General features: G+C 68.5%; 18 protein-coding genes. 5 read left to right on the forward strand and 13 right to left on the reverse strand.

The window, feature by feature from the left end:
• Complete coding sequence (locus AC3A6R_RS11320) at window positions 1-840, forward strand: NAD-dependent protein deacetylase (protein ID WP_487859268.1); 840 nt, start codon at window positions 1-3, stop codon at window positions 838-840.
• A gap of 52 nt (window positions 841-892) precedes the next feature.
• Here the strand turns inward: AC3A6R_RS11320 and AC3A6R_RS11325 are convergent, their stop codons facing one another.
• The 12 genes from AC3A6R_RS11325 to AC3A6R_RS11380 all read right to left on the reverse strand — a co-directional run bounded on the left by AC3A6R_RS11325 (window position 893) and on the right by AC3A6R_RS11380 (window position 14776).
• Window positions 893-3130 (reverse strand): NADP-dependent isocitrate dehydrogenase, encoded by a 2238-nt coding sequence (locus tag AC3A6R_RS11325; RefSeq protein ID WP_487859267.1) that lies wholly within the window; start codon window positions 3128-3130, stop codon window positions 893-895.
• A 198-nt stretch (window positions 3131-3328) separates the two neighbouring features.
• On the reverse strand, window positions 3329-4621 hold the full coding sequence (locus AC3A6R_RS11330; RefSeq protein WP_487859266.1) for an amidohydrolase family protein: 1293 nt from the start codon (window positions 4619-4621) through the stop codon (window positions 3329-3331).
• 32 nt (window positions 4622-4653) lie between these two features.
• Entirely contained in the window at window positions 4654-5577 is a 924-nt protein-coding gene (locus tag AC3A6R_RS11335) for an ABC transporter permease (RefSeq protein WP_487859265.1), read from the reverse strand.
• Window positions 5574-6638: an ABC transporter permease gene (locus AC3A6R_RS11340; RefSeq protein ID WP_487859356.1), complete on the reverse strand. Its 1065-nt coding sequence runs from the start codon at window positions 6636-6638 to the stop codon at window positions 5574-5576. Before AC3A6R_RS11340 ends, AC3A6R_RS11335 begins: the two co-directional genes overlap by 4 nt.
• On the reverse strand, window positions 6638-8233 hold the full coding sequence (locus AC3A6R_RS11345) for an ABC transporter ATP-binding protein (protein WP_487859264.1): 1596 nt from the start codon (window positions 8231-8233) through the stop codon (window positions 6638-6640). The genes AC3A6R_RS11340 and AC3A6R_RS11345 overlap by 1 nt, the downstream gene beginning before the upstream one ends.
• The gene (locus tag AC3A6R_RS11350) at window positions 8224-9180 is read right to left on the reverse strand and encodes a 5'-methylthioadenosine/S-adenosylhomocysteine nucleosidase (RefSeq protein WP_487859263.1); all 957 of its coding nucleotides are present in this window, start codon (window positions 9178-9180) and stop codon (window positions 8224-8226) included. Before AC3A6R_RS11350 ends, AC3A6R_RS11345 begins: the two co-directional genes overlap by 10 nt.
• The gene (locus AC3A6R_RS11355) at window positions 9177-10181 is read right to left on the reverse strand and encodes a BMP family protein (RefSeq protein WP_487859262.1); all 1005 of its coding nucleotides are present in this window, start codon (window positions 10179-10181) and stop codon (window positions 9177-9179) included. Before AC3A6R_RS11355 ends, AC3A6R_RS11350 begins: the two co-directional genes overlap by 4 nt.
• 165 nt (window positions 10182-10346) lie before the next feature.
• On the reverse strand, window positions 10347-10976 hold the full coding sequence (gene upp, locus AC3A6R_RS11360; RefSeq protein WP_487859261.1) for a uracil phosphoribosyltransferase: 630 nt from the start codon (window positions 10974-10976) through the stop codon (window positions 10347-10349).
• 37 nt (window positions 10977-11013) lie between these two features.
• Window positions 11014-12432, reverse strand: a complete 1419-nt coding sequence (locus AC3A6R_RS11365) for a URC4/urg3 family protein (RefSeq protein ID WP_487859260.1) — start codon at window positions 12430-12432, stop codon at window positions 11014-11016.
• Complete coding sequence (locus AC3A6R_RS11370; protein ID WP_487859259.1) at window positions 12429-13772, reverse strand: GTP cyclohydrolase II; 1344 nt, start codon at window positions 13770-13772, stop codon at window positions 12429-12431. The genes AC3A6R_RS11365 and AC3A6R_RS11370 overlap by 4 nt, the downstream gene beginning before the upstream one ends.
• A gap of 100 nt (window positions 13773-13872) precedes the next feature.
• Entirely contained in the window at window positions 13873-14340 is a 468-nt protein-coding gene (locus tag AC3A6R_RS11375; RefSeq protein WP_487859258.1) for a DUF6152 family protein, read from the reverse strand.
• Window positions 14341-14356: 16 nt separating this feature from the next.
• Complete coding sequence (locus AC3A6R_RS11380) at window positions 14357-14776, reverse strand: hypothetical protein (protein ID WP_487859355.1); 420 nt, start codon at window positions 14774-14776, stop codon at window positions 14357-14359.
• 179 nt (window positions 14777-14955) lie between these two features.
• On the opposite strand from AC3A6R_RS11380, the gene AC3A6R_RS11385 reads away from it, so the two are divergent.
• Both AC3A6R_RS11385 and AC3A6R_RS11390 read left to right on the forward strand, forming a co-directional pair.
• Complete coding sequence (locus tag AC3A6R_RS11385; protein WP_487859257.1) at window positions 14956-15537, forward strand: sigma-70 family RNA polymerase sigma factor; 582 nt, start codon at window positions 14956-14958, stop codon at window positions 15535-15537.
• Window positions 15534-16175 (forward strand): NrsF family protein, encoded by a 642-nt coding sequence (locus tag AC3A6R_RS11390; RefSeq protein WP_487859256.1) that lies wholly within the window; start codon window positions 15534-15536, stop codon window positions 16173-16175. The genes AC3A6R_RS11385 and AC3A6R_RS11390 overlap by 4 nt, the downstream gene beginning before the upstream one ends.
• Window positions 16176-16211: 36 nt before the next feature.
• On the opposite strand, the gene AC3A6R_RS11395 is transcribed toward AC3A6R_RS11390, so the two are convergent.
• Window positions 16212-17717: a helicase HerA-like domain-containing protein gene (locus AC3A6R_RS11395; RefSeq protein ID WP_487859255.1), complete on the reverse strand. Its 1506-nt coding sequence runs from the start codon at window positions 17715-17717 to the stop codon at window positions 16212-16214.
• Window positions 17718-17834: 117 nt separating this feature from the next.
• Here AC3A6R_RS11395 and AC3A6R_RS11400 point away from each other — a divergent pair, with 117 nt between their 5' ends.
• Together AC3A6R_RS11400 and AC3A6R_RS11405 are read left to right on the forward strand one after the other, a co-directional pair.
• Window positions 17835-18146, forward strand: coding sequence for a phosphopantetheine-binding protein (locus AC3A6R_RS11400; protein WP_012747776.1), 312 nt, complete (start codon window positions 17835-17837; stop codon window positions 18144-18146).
• Between the two features lie 3 nt (window positions 18147-18149).
• Window positions 18150-18791 (forward strand): COG4648 family protein, encoded by a 642-nt coding sequence (locus tag AC3A6R_RS11405; protein ID WP_487859254.1) that lies wholly within the window; start codon window positions 18150-18152, stop codon window positions 18789-18791.
• Window position 18792: the final 1 nt, after the last annotated feature.

Here is an 18792-nt window from a genome sequence, read left to right on the forward strand (position 1 = left end):
ATGCCAGCAGACGCTGCCGCGCTCGCCGACTTCGTCGGCCGCCACCGCTCGCTCTTCGTGCTCACCGGCGCGGGCTGCAGCACCGAGTCGGGCATTCCCGACTACCGGGATGCCCGGGGCGAATGGAAGCGCCCGGCGCCGGTCACGTACCAGGCCTTCATGGGCGACGAGGCCACGCGCCGCCGCTACTGGGCGCGCAGCCTGGTCGGCTGGCCGACGATGGCGGGTGCGCGTCCGGGCGCGGCCCATCGCGCACTGGCGCGGCTCGAGGCGGCCGGCCAGGTCGGGCTGCTGCTCACACAGAACGTGGACGGGCTGCATGCGGCGGCGGGAAGCAGAGGCGCGATCGACCTGCATGGCCGCATCGACACCGTGCGCTGCATGGGTTGCGAGCGGCGATCGCCGCGCGCCGAACTGCAGGTGGCGCTGCGCGAGCGCAACCCGCGCTTTGCCGCGCTCGAGGCGCGCGCAGCGCCCGACGGCGATGCTGACCTCGAGGGCCAGGACTTCGGCACCTTCGACGTGCCGGTCTGCGTCCATTGCGGCGGGCTGATCAAGCCCGACGTGGTGTTTTTTGGCGAAAGCGTGCCGCGCGACCGCGTGGCCGCCGCCTTTGCGGCGCTCGGCGAGGCCGACGCCGTGCTGGTGGCCGGCTCGTCGTTGATGGTCTATTCCGGGTTTCGCTTCGTACAGGCCGCGGCTGCTGCTGGTAAGCCCATCGCGGCCGTCAATCTGGGGCGCACGCGCGCCGACCACTTGCTGACCTTGAAAGTCGAACAGCCCGTAGGTGAAACGCTGGCGCTGCTGGCCGCGCGGTGGGAGCCGGCAAGTCCCGGGTGAGCGGCGCGGCGCGGCGCAGGGCGATGCGCCCCGCGCCGGACCTGTCAGAGACTCAACTGGCGACCGCTGCGAGTGCCGCGTTGAAGGTGGCGCTGGGGCGCATGACCGCTTCGGTCTTGGCCGTGTCGGGCTTGTAGTAACCACCGATGTCGGCCGGCTTGCCTTGCACCGCCGCCAACTCGGCGACGATCTTCTGCTCGTTGGCCGCGAGTGACTTGGCCAACGGTGCGAAGTGTGCCTGCAGCTCGGCATCTTCCGTCTGTGCCGCCAATTCCTGTGCCCAGTACAGCGCGAGATAGAAGTGGCTGCCGCGGTTGTCGAGCTGGCCGGTTTTGGCCGACGGCCCCTTGTTGTTGTCGAGCAGCTTGCCGGTGGCTGCGTCGAGCGTTTTGGACAAGAGCTTGGCCTTCGCATTGTTGTTCTTGAGGCCCAGGTCTTCCAGGCTCACCGCCAGCGCGAGGAATTCGCCCAGCGAGTCCCAGCGCAAATGGTTTTCTTCCACCAGCTGTTGCACGTGCTTGGGCGCGGAGCCCCCGGCACCCGTTTCGTACATGCCGCCGCCCGCCATCAGCGGCACGATCGACAGCATCTTGGCCGAGGTGCCCAGTTCCATGATGGGGAACAGGTCGGTCAGGTAGTCGCGCAGGATGTTGCCGGTCGCGCTGATGGTGTCCAGCCCGCGCACCACGCGTTCGAGCGTGTAGCGCATCGCACGCACCTGGCTCATGATCTGGATGTCCAGGCCCGAGGTGTTGTGCTCGTGCAGGTACATCTTGACCTTGGTGATCATCTGCGCTTCGTGCGGGCGGTACTGGTCGAGCCAGAACACCACCGGCATGCCCGAGTTGCGCGCGCGCGTGACCGCCAGCTTGACCCAGTCGCGGATCGCTGCGTCCTTGACCTGGCACATGCGCCAGATGTCGCCGGCTTCCACTTCCTGGCTCAGCAGGACTTCGCCCGTGTTCAGGTCGGTGATGTTGGCGACGCCGGCTTCTGCGATCTCGAAGGTCTTGTCGTGCGAGCCGTATTCCTCTGCCTGCTGCGCCATCAGGCCCACGTTGGGCACCGTGCCCATGGTCCTCGGGTCGAATGCGCCGTGCCACTTGCAGAAGTTGATGATCTCCTGGTAAATGCGCGCGAAGGTCGATTCGGGCATCACGGCCTTCACGTCCTTCAGGCGGCCGTCGGCGCCCCACATCTTGCCGCCGTTGCGGATCATCGCGGGCATCGAAGCGTCCACGATGATGTCGTTGGGCGAATGGAAGTTGGTGATGCCCTTGGCCGAGTCGACCATGGCCAGTTCGGGTCGGCCTTCATGGCAGGCGTGCAGGTCGCGCTTGATCTCGTCCTGCTTGCTTTGCGGCAGCGTGCTGATCTTGTCGTACAGATCGAGCATGCCGTTGTTGACGTTGACGCCCAGCTCTTCGAACAGCTTGGCGTGCTTCTCGAACGCTTCCTTGTAGAAAATCTTCACGCAGTGGCCGAACACGATGGGGTGCGAGACCTTCATCATCGTGGCCTTCACGTGCAGCGAGAACATCACGCCAGTCTTGAACGCGTCGTCGATCTCCTTTTCGTAGAAGGACACGAGCTCCTTCTTGCTCATGAACATCGAGTCGATGATCTCGCGGTCGAGCAGCGCGACCTTGGGCTTGAGCACGATGGTCTTGCCGCTCTTCGTGATGAGCTCCATCTTGACCTCGCGTGCGCGGTCCAGCGTCATGGACTTTTCGCCGTGATAGAAATCGCCGCCGTGCATGTGCGAGACGTGCGAGCGCGAGGCCTGGCTCCACTCCGCCATGCTGTGTGGGTTCTTGCGCGCGTAGTTCTTGACGGCGGCAGGCGCGCGACGGTCGGAGTTGCCCTCGCGCAGCACCGGGTTCACGGCCGAGCCGATGCACTTGTTGTAGCGCGCGCGGATGTCCTTTTCTTCGTCGGTCTTCGTGCTCTCGGGGTAGTCGGGGATCTTGTAACCCTTGTCCTGCAGTTCCTTGATCGCCGCCTTGAGCTGGCCAACCGAAGCACTGATGTTGGGCAGCTTGATGATGTTGGCCTCGGGCTTGAGCGTCAGCGTGCCCAGAGCAGCCAGGTTGTCCGGTGCGCGTTGGTCTTCGGCCAGAGCTTCAGGGAATTGGCCAAGGATGCGGCCGGCCACGGAGATGTCGCTGGTCTCGACTTCGACGCCCGCGGCTTCCGCGAACGTGCGCACGATGGGCAGAAGCGACGCCGTCGCCAGCAGCGGCGCCTCGTCGGTCAGGGTGTAGATGATCTTGGATTTTTCGGCTGCCATGGGGGGACCTCTTCAGCACAAAGGAATGAACGATGCCGCTCACGAAGCCTTCGAATTTATCATCCCGCAAGGGCATCGGCCCTCCTTGAATGCCGGCATGGTGGTCTGGCCGCTCGGAAGCCCGTCCACATCGCCAGTCCGCCGGTCCGACAGCGCCCGCAGGTTGGCCTGCCTGGGTTTAAGCGGCGACCATGATGTCTAGCCGCCACGGTTCGGCCGACCGCTCATCCATTCGGTCTGCCCATCCCGCCCCGGCAGGTGCAGCGCTGCCCGCGCGGCAGGCGTCTCGGCCAGCAGGCGCCCGCGGCGAAACACCTTGAGCCGCGCGGCACGCAGCCGGATTGCCTCGATCGGATCGCGCGCCTGCAGCAGCACGAAGCTCGCGTCGCAGCCGGCCTCCAGGCCGTAGCCCTCGAGGTGCATCACGCGCGCGGCATTCGTGGTCACGGCCTCGAAGCACTGGCGGATGCCGGCCTGGCTGGTCATCTGCGCCACATGCAGGCCCATGTGCGCCACCTCGAGCATGTCGCCCGAGCCCATGCCGTACCACGGGTCCATCACGCAGTCGTGGCCGAAGGCGACGTTCACGCCCGCGGCCATGAGCTCGGGCACGCGCGTCATGCCGCGGCGCTTTGGATAGCTGTCGTGGCGGCCCTGCAGCGTGATGTTGATGAGCGGGTTCGACACCACGGCCACGCCGCTCTCGGCGATGAGCGGCATCAGCTTGCTCGCGTAGTAGTTGTCCATCGAATGCATCGAGGTGCAGTGCGAGCCCGTGACGCGGCCCTGCATGCCGAGGCGGAACGTCTCCGCGGCCAGCGTTTCGATGTGGCGCGAGAGCGGGTCGTCCGACTCGTCGCAGTGCATGTCGACCAGCTTGCCGCGCTCGGCCGCGATCTCGCACAGCAGCTTCACGCTGACTGCGCCGTCGGCCATGGTGCGCTCGAAATGCGGAATGCCGCCGACCACGTCCACGCCCTTGTCGAGGGCGCGCCGCAGGTTGTCGAGTCCGCCGGGCGAGCGCAGCACGCCGTCCTGCGGAAAGGCCACGAGCTGCAGGTCGAGGTATGGCGCCACCCGGCGCTGCACTTCGAGCAGTGCGTCCACGGCCAGCAGGCTCGGGTCGCTGGTGTCGACATGGGACCGGATCGCGAGCAGCCCCTTGGCCACCGCCCAATCGCAGTAGGCGAGTGCGCGCTCGATCAGCGCCTCGGCCGTGAGCAGCGGCTTGAGCTCGCCCCAGAGCGCGATGCCCTCGAGCAGCGTGCCGCTCTGGTTGACGCGCGGCAGGCCGTAGCTCAGCGTCGCGTCCATGTGGAAATGCGGATCGACGAAGTGCGGCGCGAGCAGCAGCCCCTCCGCATCGAGCTTTTCATGGGCCGGGGCGTCGAGGCCTTCGCTCACCTCGGTGATGCGGCCGGCCTGTACCGCCACCGACATGTGGGTGCGGCCGTCGGTGAGGGTGGCGTTGGTGACGAGGAGATCGAGCATCGTGGAACGGTTTTTGGGGGCGCCGCGCAGGCTCAGCGCTCGCCCTTGCGGTACGGCTTCATGAGTGCCTGCGGATAGCTGGCCTTGCGCGCGACCAGCACCAGCGCCAGGATCGACAGCAGGTACGGCAGCATCAGGTAGACCTGGTAGGGCAGCACGGCATCGCCCGATTGTTGCAGCCGCAGCTGCAGCGCGTCGAAGAACGCGAACAGCAGCGCCCCGAGCAGGGCCTTGCCGGGCCGCCATGAGGCGAACACCACGAGCGCGACGCAGATCCATCCGCGCCCGTTCACCATGTTGAAGAAGAAGGCGTTGAAGGCCGACAGCGTGAGGAACGAGCCCGCCACGCCCATAAGCGCCGAGCCCGCCACGATGGCGCCCGTTCGGGTGGCAGCGACCGACACGCCCTGGCTTTCGGCGGCCTGCGGGTTCTCGCCCACCATGCGCAGGGCGAGGCCGAGCGGCGTGCGGTACAGCAGCCAGCCCACCGCCGGCACCAGCAACAGCGCGAACAGCGTCAGCGCGGTCTGCGCGTTCAGTACCGGCACCGGCAGCCAGTCCATCGGCGCGAACGGCGTGATCGTCGGCGGCGTGTCGACCTTCGGAAAGCTCACGCGGTAGCCAAAGTAGCTCAGCGCCGTCGCCAGCAGCGTGATGCCGAGGCCCGAGACATGCTGCGACAGCGCCAGGCCCACGGTGAGGAACGCATGCAGCAGCCCGAACACCGCGCCGGTGACCGCCGCCACGCCCACGCCCGCCCAGAGCGGCGCACCCGCATACACCGCGAGCCATCCGCTGAAGGCGCCCGCGACCATGATTCCCTCGATGCCGAGGTTGAGCACGCCCGCGCGTTCGCACAGCAGCACGCCGAGCGTGCCGAGGATGAGCGGCGTGGCGATGCGCAGCACCGCAACCCAGAACGAGGCATTGGCGAGGATGTCGAGGAGGTCCGTCATTTCGCGATCCGCACCCGGTATTGCGTGAGCAGCGTCGCCACCAGCACCGCGATCAGCGAGGCCGCGACGATCACGTCGGCGATGTAGGTCGGCACGCCGACCGCGCGGCTCATGGTGTCGGCCCCCACCAGCACGCCCGCGACGAACACGCCCGCCGCCACCACGCCGAGCGGGTGCAGCCCCGCGAGCATCGCGATCACGATGCCGGTGTAGCCGTAGCCTGGGGACATGTCGAGCGTGACGTAGCTCGTGCGCCCCGCCACCTCGATGGCGCCCGCCAGGCCGGCCAGCGCCCCCGAGAGCAGCGCCACCATCACCACCGTGCGCGTGACCGGTACGCCGGCGAAGGCAGCCGCGCGCGCGTTGGCGCCCACAGCGCGGATGTCGAAACCTAGCACCGTGTGCTTGAAGATGGCCCACACGATGACTGCGAGCGACACGGCCCAGACCAGGCCGGTGTGCACGCGCGTCTGCACGATCAGCTTGCCGAGCTCGAGGTCAGGATTCAGCGAGACGCTTTGCGGCCAGCCCATCGCGGCCGGGTCCTTCATCGGCCCGTCGAGCAGCGCCGAAACGCCGAGCAGCACGATGAAGTTGATCAGCAGCGTGGTCACAACCTCGTCGACGCCGAGCCTGTTCTTCATCAGCGCGGGGCCGAGCAGCAGCAGGGCGCCGGCCGCCGCGGCGGCCAGCATCATGAGCGGGAACAGCAGCCATGGCGGCAGCGCGAGGCCCGTTCCGCCGTGCATGCCGCCCACCGCGACGGCGGCCAGGGCGCCCGCGAACAGCTGGCCTTCGGCGCCGATGTTGAAGAGCCTGGCCTTGAACGCCACCGTGGCCGCCAGGCCCGTGAGGATCAGCGGGATCGCGCGCGTCAGCGTTTCGCTCCAGGCGAACACCGAGCCGAAGCCGCCTTCGAGCAGCAGGGCATAGGTGCGGCCCACCGGCGCGCCGGCCCAGCGCACGAGCAGGGCGCTCACTGCCATCGTGAAAAGGACGGCACCGATGGGCGCCAGCACCAGCGCGGCGCGCGAGCTCTGGTGGCGTCGTTCGAGCCGCATCATGCTGCAACTCCTGGGGGATGCGCCGCTGCCGCACCGGCCATCGCGAGTCCGATGGCCTCGCGCGTCCATGCCGCTGCGGGGCGGGCCTCGCCGAGCCGGCCGCCGTGCATCACTGCCACGCGGTCGCCGAGCGCCAGCACTTCGTCGAGGTCGTCCGAGATCACCAGCACCGCCGCGCCGGCGTCGCGCGCGGCAATGAGCTGCTGCTGCACGTAGGCCACGGCGCCGATGTCGAGGCCCCAGGTCGGCTGGTGCGCGACGATCAGGCGCGGCGGCTGAAGCGGCTGCTTTCCGGTGCCGGTGCCTTCCGCCGAACCGGGCGGCAGCAGCGCGCGGCCGAGGATCAGCTTCTGCATGTTGCCGCCGGAAAGCGAGCGGGCTGGCGACATCAGCCCCGCACCGCGCACGTCGAACGCCTTCTCGATGCGCCGCGCATGCAGCCGCGCGGCCGCACGCCGCACGAACATCGCGCCGCGTGAAAAGGCGGGGCTGCGCAGCCGCTCGGACACGGCGTTCTCCCACACCGGCAGGTCGCCGACCACGCCGACGGCGTGCCGGTCCTCGGGGATGCGCGCCACGCCGCGCTGCACCAGCCGGGCGGGCGAGGGCGGCAGCGCGCGGCCCATCAGCTGCACCGTGCCGCTGGCCGCGCGCCGGGTGCCGCAGAGCAGCTCGGCCAGCGCCACCTGGCCATTGCCCGAGACGCCCGCGATCGCGGTGATCTCGCCCGCGCGAAGCGTCAGCGAGACCTCGCGCAGCCGGTCGTAGGCGCCGTGCTTCTCGGCCGCGGTGCTCACATGGTCGAGCACGCAGACCGCGTCGCCCACCGAGCGCGGCGGCCGGCGCTCGGGCGCCTCGACCGCATGCCCGACCATCCACAGCGCAAGTTGCGACTGTGTGGCGTCGGCCGTGCGGGCCTCGGCCACGAGCTTTCCGCCGCGCAGAACCGCCACGCGGTGCGACACACGCAGCACCTCGCCGAGCTTGTGGCTGATGAAGATCACCGACAGGCCCTGCGCCACCATCTGCGCGAGCGTGGCAAAGAGCGCCTCGCTCTCCTGCGGCGTGAGCACCGCCGTCGGCTCGTCGAGGATCAGGATGCGCGCGCCGCGGTACAGCGCCTTGAGGATCTCCACGCGCTGCCGCTCGCCGACCGACAGGCTGCCGATCCGCGCATCGGGCTGCACCGGCAGGCCGAAACGCTCGGCCACCTGCAGCAGCCGCTCGCGCGCGGCCGCGCGGCGTGACACCGGACGCCACAGCGGCTCGGTCCCCATCATCACGTTGTCGAGCACGCTGAGGTTGTCGGCCAGCGTGAAGTGCTGGTGCACCATGCCCACGCCGGCGGCCAGCGCGGCCTTCGGGTTGCCCGGCGGAAGCGGCGTGCCGAACACCTCGATGCGGCCCGCGTCCGCGACGTAGTGGCCGAACAAAATCGACATCAGCGTCGACTTGCCCGCGCCGTTCTCGCCGAGCAGCGCCAGCACTTCGCCGGCGCGCAGTTCGAGGGAGATGCCGTCGTTGGCGACGAGGGCGCCGAAGCGCTTCGTGATGTCCTGCAGCCGCAGGACCGTCGCGCTGGTCACTTCCATGCCGCCAGGAACGCCAGCATGACCTTGGCCGAATTGTCGGCAGCGATGTTCATGAAGGTGCCCATTTCGTTCTCGCCGTCGCCGCCGCCCGCGAGGTCGCTGAGCGAGCGGAACGCGATGTAGGGCACACCGTTGCTGTAGGCCACCATGCCGACGGCGGCGGTTTCCATGTCGAGCACGTTGGCCTGGAAGGTGCGATGCGTGTATTCGCGGAAGGCCTTGTTGTCCATGAAGGCCTGGCCCGACACGCCGTTGCCGCCCACCACCAGCTGCGGCTTGCGCGACAGGCACCGGCCGGCGCTGCTGCAATGCGCGAGGTCGACACTGCGGATGCCGCGTGCCACCTCGAGCATCTTCGGATCGGCCTCGAACCAGAACTTGCGGTGGACCTGCGGCATGGCCGCCGAGCGCACCTCGACCGGCCGCGGATGCAGCATGCCGAAGTTCGGCAGCGTGGCATCGGTGATGAAGGGCGGGGCGGTGAACTTGCCCGGTGCGGTCTCGCGTGCCATCAGCACCTCGAGGTACTGGCCCCACTGGGCCGGCACCGTGACGTCGCCCACGTGCAGCTGCGGGTTCACGCCCCCCGCGATGCCGCTGAACACGATGCCGGTGACCCGGAAGCGGTCGAGCGCGAGTTGGGTGTTCATGGTCGCGTTCGTCATGCTGATGCCCGAGAGGAACAGCACCACCGGCTTGCCCTCGAGCGTGCCGGTGGTGAACTGCACCCCGTTCACGCTGTGCCGGGCCGCGCCCTGCACGCGCGGCAGCAGCAGCGTGAGCTCGGGTTCGAAGGCCGAGATCACCGCGAGGCGCGGCGTGTCGTCGAGCCGCGTTCCGCCGGCCGCACCGCCCTTGTTGATGCCGGCGCAGCCGCCGAGGCCCAGCGCCAGCACGCCGGCGGCGAGAAGAACGCGCCAGCGTCGGGTCGTTGTCGCCGTGCTCATTTCGCGGTCGACTTGGGCTGGCTGTCGTCCACCTTCACGGTGAACTTGCCGGCCAGGATGTCGGCCTGCTTCGCCTTGACCTTGGCGACGATGTCGGCCGGCACCTTCTTCTCGAAGGTGCCGAGCGGCGCGAGCTCGGAGCCCTTGTGCTTCATGTGCGAATAGACGCCGTAGTCCTCGGCCGCGAACTTGCCTTCCTTCACGAGCTTGATGGCGCGGTCGGCCGAAGGCTCGAAGTTCCACAGCGCCGAAGCCACCACCGTGTCGGGGTACTGCGCTTGCGTGTCGATCACGTTGCCGATCGCGAGCTTGCCCTTTTCCTTGGCCGCGTCCGAGACGCCGAAGCGCTCGGCGTACATGATGTCGGCGCCCTTGTCGATCATCGCGAAGGCGGCTTCCTTGGCCTTGGGCGGGTCGAACCAGCTGTTGATGAAGCTCACGCTGAACTCGACCTTCGGGTTCGTTTCCTTCGCGCCGGCCATGAAGGCGTTCATGAGCCGGTTCACCTCGGGGATCGGAAAGCCGCCGACCATGCCGATGCGGTTCGTCTTGGTCATGCCGCCTGCCACCATGCCGCTCAGGTAGGCCGGCTCCTGGATGTAGTTGTCGAACACGCTGAAGTTCGGCGCCTGCGGCTTCAGCGACGAGCCCATGAGGAAGGCGACCTTCGGGAAGTCTCTCGCGACCTTGCGCGCCGCGGCCTCCACGCCGAAGACCTCGCCGAGGATCAGTTGGTTGCCCGCGGTGGCGTATTCGCGCATCACGCGCTCGTAGTCGGCGTTGCTGACGTTCTCGGTGGCCTTGTACTCGATCTCGCCGCGCGCCTCGGCGGCCTTGAGCGCCTTGTGGATGCGGCCCACCCATTGCTGCTCGAACGGAACGGTGTACACCGCCGCCACCTTGAGCTTGGCTTGCGCGAGCGCAAGGCCAGGGAGGCCGACCGCCAGAGCGGCGGCGGCAAGGGCGGCGGAACGGATGATGATCTGGCGGCGTGCTGTCACGGGTCTTCTCCTCGATCGTAAAAAAACTGGCGCTGCAATCCCCGTGCCATGGTCCCAGCCTGGCCCCTACCAGGAACACCGCGGAACCGGCTTTGCCGGGCCGCCGGTGTTGCCCTCTCGAGAGGGAGTCGAGCTACACGCAGTGAGCGAGGGACGGGGGTGGTTTTACTTCGTGCCGAAGATGCGATCGCCGGCGTCGCCCAGGCCGGGCAGGATGTAGCCGTGGCTGTCGAGTTCGCGATCGATCGCAGCGGTGTAGATCGGCACGTCCGGGTGCGCCTTCTGCATGGTCGCGACGCCTTCGGGGCAGGTCAGCAGGCAGACGAACTTGATCGACTTCGGGTTGAGCTCTTTCAGTCGCTCGACCGCCGCCACGGCCGAGTTGCCCGTCGCGAGCATCGGGTCGACCACGATCACGTCGCGGTTCTCCATCTCGCCGGGCATCTTGAAGTAGTACTCGACCGCGGTCAGCGTCTTCGGGTCGCGGTACAGGCCGATGTGCCCGACGCGGGCGCCCGGCACCACCGTGAGCATGCCGTCGAGGATGCCGGTGCCTGCGCGCAGGATCGACACCAGCACCAGCTTCTTGCCGTCGATGACCTTGGCCTGCATCGTTTCGAGCGGCGTCTCGACCTCGATGTCCTGCATCGGCATGTCGCGCGTGACCTCGTAGGCCATGAGCATGCTGATTTCGTTGAGGAGCCGGCGAAAGCTGTTGGTGGAAGCGTCCTTGCGGCGCATCAGCGTGAGCTTGTGCTGGACGAGGGGGTGGTCGAGGAGGTGGACGTTGCTCATTGGTATTTTTCGCCGTTGCGGGAGTGAACCCTCGAGTCTAAAAGACGGTGCCGTCGCTTTCGATCAGGAGCGGCGGGGCGCCGTCGCGCAGGCGCTGCGCCAGCGCACGCCCCGCGGCCCAGGTGCCGCCCTCGAGCACGCAGGCGAGTGGCAGTTCTTCTTCGGTGCGGTCGAGCACCTTGCGCACGCGCGGCGCCACTTCGTCGAGCAGCGCCACGGTCAGCGCGCGCCATTCGACGATGAATTCGTCGCTGGCCTTCCAGCGCCGCGCGAGGAAAGCGGGGTCCTTCGGCACGATCACGCCGCTGTCGATCAGCAGGCCGCCGTTGCGGTACTCGGGCAGGGCGGTCAGCGCGCCGACCTGGCGCACCTTCACGCCCGCCCACTCGAAAGGTTCGAGCAGCGAATAGGTGAGCCACTGCGACAGCTTGTGGAACGGCATCCATCCGTTGGTGAGGCCCGGCCCGGTCACCGCACTGTGGCGCCAGCAGTCGCCGAGCGCGAGCGCCGGGTCGTTGGCGCCGATGCCGCCCAGCACGTCGCTGCCGTCGGCGGCGATGCTGTCGACGGCATTGGCCGCAGGCCAGATGCGCGAGAGTGCGTCGAGCAGCAGCGTGAGCATCTGGTGCGCCGTCACCTCGGCGGTCGGTGGCGCGGCCGGACCGAAGGGGCCGACCAGCGCATCGAACAGGTTGCCGGGACGGCCTTCGTCGCCGAAGTACTCGGGTTGATCGGCCAACGCCTCGCCGAGCCGGCGCAGCAGCGTGGCCCGACCGGCAAGCCCGACCAGCGGGTTGACCTCGCTGACCTGGAAAGCCGCGCCGAGCCGGTCGGTCACCAGGGCGCGCAGGCCCGCGGCATCGACCTGCAGCGGATGGCCGTCGCGCGACGAGAACATGCCGCTCGTGAAGGCATGGAAGCTGGCGATCCCGAGGCCCTCGGAGCGCGTGAAGCGCTCGCCGCTGGCCGGCTCGGTGTAGTGCCAGTCGGGTCCGGCGCCGGCGTCGAGCAGCACGCTCACGAGCACCAGGTCGATGTGGGCGCGGGCGCGCTGGCGCGCGTCGGCATCGCCGAGCATCTCGTTCAGGCGGGCCAGGCGATCGACGCCGCCGGCCTCGAAATGGCGCCAGCGGCTGTGGTACGGAATGCTGTCCCACGGATAGCGCTCGCGCGTGACCTCGGCCACGCTGCGGGCCGCGTCTTCGAGCGCATCGTCGGCGCCGATGCGGAACCATGCCGATTCGCCGCGGCGCGCTCGCGCCAGCAGGCCGGACGCGCGGCGGCGGATCTCGTCGGTGCTGCGCAGCAGGCGTGCGGCGCCGGCCGGGTTGCTGGTGTCGACCGCGAATTCGATGGCCGGGTCGACCTCGCCCGCGGCGCCCGGCGCCAGGCTGCCCGAACCGTCGACGGGAAGATGATCGTTGGGGTTGTCGTCGTCGTGTCGGCTGTCGTTCATTCGCTCAGTCCCCGGCCCTTGGCCTTCTTGAGTTCGTCCGCGTCGGGCACGGGGCCCGGCGTGAAATAACCGGCCGCCATCTTGGCGTCCATCTCGACGCGCGCGTCGGCCGGGATCAGTGCGTCGGGAATGTTCACCCGCTCGCCGATCTCGATGCCCGAGCCGGTGATGGCGTCGAACTTCATGTTGCTCATCGACACGAGCCGGTGGATCTTCCGGATGCCGAGCCAGTGGAAGACGTCGGGCATCAGCTCCTGGAAGCGCATGTCCTGCACACCGGCCACGCATTCGGTGCGCGCGAAATACTGGTCGGCCGTGTCGCCGCCCACTTGCCGCTTGCGCGCGTTGTAGACCAGGAACTTGGTCACTTCGCCGAGGGCGCGGCCTTCCTTGCGCGAATAGGCGATCAGCCCGACGCCGCCGCGTTGCGCGCCCTGGATGCATTCCTCGATGGCGTGCGTGAGGTAGGGACGGCAGGTGCAGATGTCGGAGCCGAAGACGTCGGAGCCGTTGCATTCGTCGTGGATGCGCGCAGTGAGCTCGACCTCGGGGTTGGCCAGGTCGCGCGGGTTGCCGAAGATGTAGAGCGTCTGCCCGCCGATGGGCGGCAGGAACACCTCGAGGTCGGAGCGCGTGACGAGTTCGGGGTACATGCCGCCCGTTTCCTCGAACAGCGTGCGGCGCAGGTCGGTCTCGGAGCAGCCGAAGCGCCGCGCCACTTCGGGCAGGTACCACACGGGCTCGATGGCGGCCTTGGTCACCAGCGCGGCGCCGCCCGCGGTGAGGAACTTGCCGTCGGCCTGGAGCCGGCCCGATTGCAGCGCCTCGATCACCTCGGGCAGGATCACGTGCGCCTTGGTGATCGCGATGGTCGGGCGGATGTCGTAGCCCGCCGCCAACTCGGTGGAGAAGACATCGGCCACGAGCGCGCCCCACGGGTCGAGCGAGACGATGCGCCCCGGCTCGCTCCACTGCGGATAGGGGCCGATCACGTCGGTCGGCGAGGTGTTGGTCAGGTCGGCCTTGTGCTCGCGCTTGAGGGCGCCGGCCGCCACGGCCAGCGCGCGGTAGACGCTGTAGGAGCCGCTGTGCGTGCCGATCACGTTGCGGTGCGCTCGCTTGGTCGTGGTACCGACCACCGGACCGCGCTCGGTGGGGGTGGCCGCGGCCCAGCGGATCGGCAGCGCGCCGAAGCCGCCCGCATGCGAGGTCAGCCGGATGTGGCCGGCCGGTGGCAGGGACGGGATCGGGGCAAGGGGGGAAACGGGAGGAAGGGGCGAAACGGGAAGCGCCGGCGTCGCGGGGACTGCGGCAGAGGTCGCTGTGCTGTCTGCTGGCATTGGAGGCCCTCAAAAAATGCAATGTACCGATCCGTCGCGCGGCTGGCAAGCCGGCCGCGCGCGTCATCGGTCAATGCCCTTTCGGGCCGCAGCCCCGGAGTCAGGCCGGCGAGGAGCGCAGGCCGTAGGCCTTGCCGCCGACGAACAGGTATTCGGCGCGCAGCACCGGATCGCCTTTCTCGCCCGTGAACGTGAAGCCGATCACCTCCACGGGCGTGCCGGGCTTGATCTCCTCGACGCGCCAGGCCGAGAGTCGCGTGAGCGGCGCGAGCTCGACCAGCCACTTGCGGTCGCGCCGGGTTGGCAACTGCGCCTTGGCGAGCAGCGCCGGGCCATCGACCGCGGCGCTTTGCGGCGGCAGCGTGCGCTGCTTCAGGTCGGCTGGCAGGCTCGGGCTCTCGGGCCGCTCGAGCTCGAGCTCGCCGTGCGGGTTGCGCCACACGACCTTGGTCGCGCGCCCCGCGAGGTAGAGCGGCCGGTCCTGGTCGAAGCTGCTCCAGCCGTGATGGGCCCAGGCCGGCAGTGCGAGCGCCAGCGAACCGGCGGTGAACATGCGTCTCGGAATCATTTCTCGGTCTCCTTGCTCAGACATAGGCAATCCAGCGCCCGCAGATGATGACAGCGAGCCAAAACCCCAGCGACAGCAGGCATTGCGTCCGGCCCCGGGTGCCGTCCGCGGCCAGCCCGCCGCGCAGGTGGAACCAGAGCGCATTGGCGCCCGCCAGGCCGATCAGCAGGAGCTTGATGCGAAACGCGGCATTCGACAGCAATTCGTCCGGCTGGGTGGCAAACATCGTGAGGCCGGTAGCCGCGCAGAGCAGAAAGCCCGCCAAGGCCGGAACGAGGGTGATGCGCGCAAGCTGCGGCACCGGCAGGCCGCGGCCCAGTCCGAGCACCCGCAGCTCGAACACCACGAGCCCGCCGAACAGCAGCGCGATGCCCACGATGTGTACCGCCTCGAGCGCGGGATACGCCCAGGGGTGGGATGCCAGTCCGGCGAACATCGGCATCAGGCCCGGGCCAGCGGCGAAAAGCGGTCAGGCGGGCGGGAATCGGGCGGTGGCATGAAGCGCTCCTTCCACGGGTTGGCGGCGAGCTTAGCCGACGGCCGACCGGGGGCGCCGGTCGGGCAGGGCACAATCCGCAACATCTTTTTTCGACAAGGCTGTAACTGGCCGGTCCGATGGCACGAAACACAATGGACAGCGGAATGCGAATGAGGGAGGCGGAGATGGCGCTGCGAAGCCTGTTTCTGCGCGGGCTCGACGGTGACGCCGCAGCCTATCGCGAATTCCTGCAGAAGCTGAGCGCGCATTTGCGCGCGTTTCTGGCCAGACGGCTCTTCGGTTGGCCCGATGAAGTGGAAGACCTCGTCCAGGAATGCCTGCTCGCCATGCACAACCAGCGCCATACCTACCAGAGCGACCAGCCGCTGACGGCCTGGGTACACGCCATTGCGCGCTACAAGATGATCGACCTGCTGCGCTCCAAGTCGGTGCGCGAGGCGCTGCATGACCCGCTCGACGACGAACTCGAGGTGTTCGCGGCCTCGGCCACCGACGCCAGCGACGCCCGCCGCGACCTCCACGGGCTGCTGCAGACGCTGCCCGAGCGCCAGCGCCTGCCGATCGTGCACGTGAAGATCGAAGGCCTGTCGGTGGCCGAGACGGCCGGGCTGACCGGCATGTCCGAATCGGCGGTGAAAGTGGGCATTCATCGCGGGCTGAAGGCGCTCGCCGCCAGGATCAGGAGCAAGACAGAATGAAGACCGACGATCTCGTCGCCATGCTGGCCTCAGGGCCCACCGCCGTGCCGCGCCGCGCTGCTGCGCGGCGCATGGAATTCGCGCTGCTTGCGGGCCTCCCGGTGTCGGCCGCCATCGTGCTGATTGGTTATGGCGTGCGGCCCGACCTGGTGCAGGCGATGTTCTGGCCCATGTTCTGGATGAAGCTGCTGTTCCCGCTGTGCATCGCGGTGGGGGCCTTCGTCGTGGCACAGCGCGTCGCCCGCCCTGGCGTGCGGGTGCGCGGCGCATGGCTCGGCATCGCGCTGCCGGTGCTCGCGCTGTGGGTGATGGCGGCCATGAGCTGGTTCGCCGCGCCCTCCGGGGAACGCATGCCGCTGCTGATGGGCGAGACATGGCGCATGTGCCTGGTCAGCATCGGGGTGATCGCGCTGCCGGTCTTCATCGCCACTCTGGCGGCCATGAAGAGCCTGGCGCCCACGCGGCCCGCGCTGGCCGGCGCTGCGGCCGGGGGGCTCGCCGGCGGCGCCGGCGCCGCGCTCTATGCGCTGCACTGCGTCGAGTTGACCGCGCCGTTCCTGGCGGTCTGGTATGTCGCCGGCATGGCACTGCCGGTGGTGGTCGGCGCGCTGATCGGGCCGCGGCTGCTGCGCTGGTGACACGAGGGCCGGCGCCGCCGGCCCTGCAACGCCTGGCTACCGTCGCTTCTTGGCGCCGAAAATCCCGCCCAGCACGCCGCGCAGAATCTCCCTGCCGACCGTGGTGCCCATGGTCCGGACTGCGGACTTGGCCATCGTCTGCACCAGGCCGTCGCGCTTGCCGCCGCGCGGTCCGGTGCTGCCGAACAGCAGGTCGTTGAGCATGCCGCCCGAGCCCGAAGCCGATTCCTCCGCGGCCTTGCCGGCAGCGGCGGCATCCGGTGCGCTTTCGGCGCGCCCCTTGAGCTTTTCATAAGCCGACTCGCGGTCCACCGTCTTCTCGTAGGTGCCGGCCACGAGCGAATTGGCGATCACCGCCTGGCGCTCGGCCGGCGTGATCGGGCCGATCTGGCTGCCCGGCGGCACCACGTACACGCGCTCCGTCACGCTCGGGCGCCCCTTGGCGTCGAGAAAGCTCACCAGCGCCTCGCCCACGGCGAGTTCGGTGATGGCGGTCTCGATGTCGAGACCCGGCTTCTGCCGCATGGTGGAAGCGGTCGCCTTCACCGCCTTCTGGTCGCGCGGGGTGAAGGCGCGCAGCGCATGCTGCACCCGGTTGCCGAGCTGGGCCAGCACCGAATCGGGAATGTCGAGCGGGTTCTGGGTCACGAAATAGACGCCCACGCCCTTCGAGCGCACCAGCCGCACCACGAGCTCGATGCGCTCGACCAGCGCCTTGGGCGCCTCGTTGAAGAGCAGGTGCGCCTCGTCGAAGAAGAAAGCCAGCTTGGGCTTCTCGGGGTCGCCGATCTCGGGCAACTGCTCGAACAGCTCCGACAGCATCCAGAGCAGGAAGGTCGCATAGAGCCGCGGCGAGTTCATGAGCTTGTCGGCCGCCAGGATGTTGACCACCCCCTTGCCGTCCACCGTCTGCATGAAGTCGGCGATGTTGAGCATCGGTTCGCCGAAGAATTTGTCGCCGCCCTGGGTTTCGATCTGCAGCAGCCCGCGCTGGATCGCACCCACGCTCGCGGCGCTGATGTTGCCGTATTCGGTGGTGAACTGGCTCGCGTTCTCGCCCACATGCTGCAGCATGGCGCGCAGATCCTTCAGGTCGAGCAGCAGCAGGCCGTTGTCGTCGGCGATCTTGAAGACCAGATTCAGCACGCCGGCCTGGGTCTCGTTCAGGTCGAGCATGCGGCCGAGCAGCAGCGGGCCCATGTCGGAGACGGTGGCGCGCACCGGATGGCCCTGTTCGCCGAACACGTCCCACAGCGCCACGGGGCAGGCGCCGGGCGCGGGCAGTTCGATGCCGCGCTCCTTCAGCGTGGCCGCCATCTTCTCGCCGATGCTGCCCTTCTGGCTCATGCCGGTCAGGTCGCCCTTGACGTCGGCCATGAACACCGGCACGCCGATGCCCGACAGCTTCTCGGCGATGGTCTGCAGCGTAACCGTCTTGCCGGTGCCGGTGGCGCCGGTGATCAGTCCGTGGCGGTTGGCAAGGCTGGGCAGCAGGGCGCACTCGATGGCGTCGTGGCGTGCGATCAGGAGAGGGTCGGCCATGAAAAGGGGCTCCGGAACTTGTGGAAGCGGGCAGTTTAGGGCCGCGGGCCCTTGGGCCGCGCTCCTATAATCCACGGCCCCCAAGGCAGTAACCCAAAAAGTTTCAGGAGGTTCTCTTTGTCATCGACTGCTCAGCCCCCCATCCCCGCCGCCGGCGATTCACCTGAACAGTCGCCGATCGAGAAAGAGCTGGCCGTCCTGCTCGTGAACGCGCTCAACCTCGAGGTCGCGCCCGAAGACATCGTGCCGACCGACCCGCTGTACGGCGAAGGCCTGGGCCTCGACTCGATCGACATCCTCGAGGTCGCACTCGAGGTGTCCCGCCGCTACGGATTCCAGTTGCGCTCGGACGACGAACGCAACCAGCAGATCTTCCAGTCGCTGCGAACGCTCGCGACCCACGTCGCCCAGCACCGCAGCGCTTCCTGATCCATGTCTCGATGGCGACTGGCGCTCCTGTTGCTCGCGGGGGTGGCGTATGCCGGCCTCTCGCACTGGATGATGCTGTTCCACGCCACCGAGCCGTGGGCCGTGCTGGTGCTGCTCGGCCCGCTCTGGCTCGCCGCCATGGGCTTCGCCGCCAGCAAGCTCGGCCGCTGGGGCTTTGCCGCCGCGCTGCTGCTCGGCGCGGTGGGCTTCGCGCTGGTGTTCATGGGTGAGGCGGGCGATCCCAATCGGCTCTACGTGTTCCAGCATGTCGCCATCAATGGCCTGTTGGGTGGCTGGTTCGGCGCTTCGCTGCGCGGGCCCGGGCTGCCGTTGATCTCGCAGTTCGCGCAGCGCGTGCATCCGCTCAAGGGCCACATGCTGGCCTACACCACGCAGCTCACGCGCATCTGGACGGTGTATTTCGCGCTGGTGGTCACCTCCTCGGTCGTGGTCTACCTGACGCTGCCTTTCTCGGCCTGGTCGCTGCTCGCGAACGTGCTCACGCCGCTGTCGGTGACGCTGCTCTTCGTCGGCGAACACCTGTTGCGCTATCGGCTGCACCCCGAATTCGAGCGCACGCGGCTGATCGATGCGGTGCGCGCCTTTCAGGGCAGTTCGATCGGCGAGGGCAGCGGGCATCGCTGAA

The sequence above is a fragment of the Variovorax sp. Soil_C_19 genome, assembly GCF_057657255.1.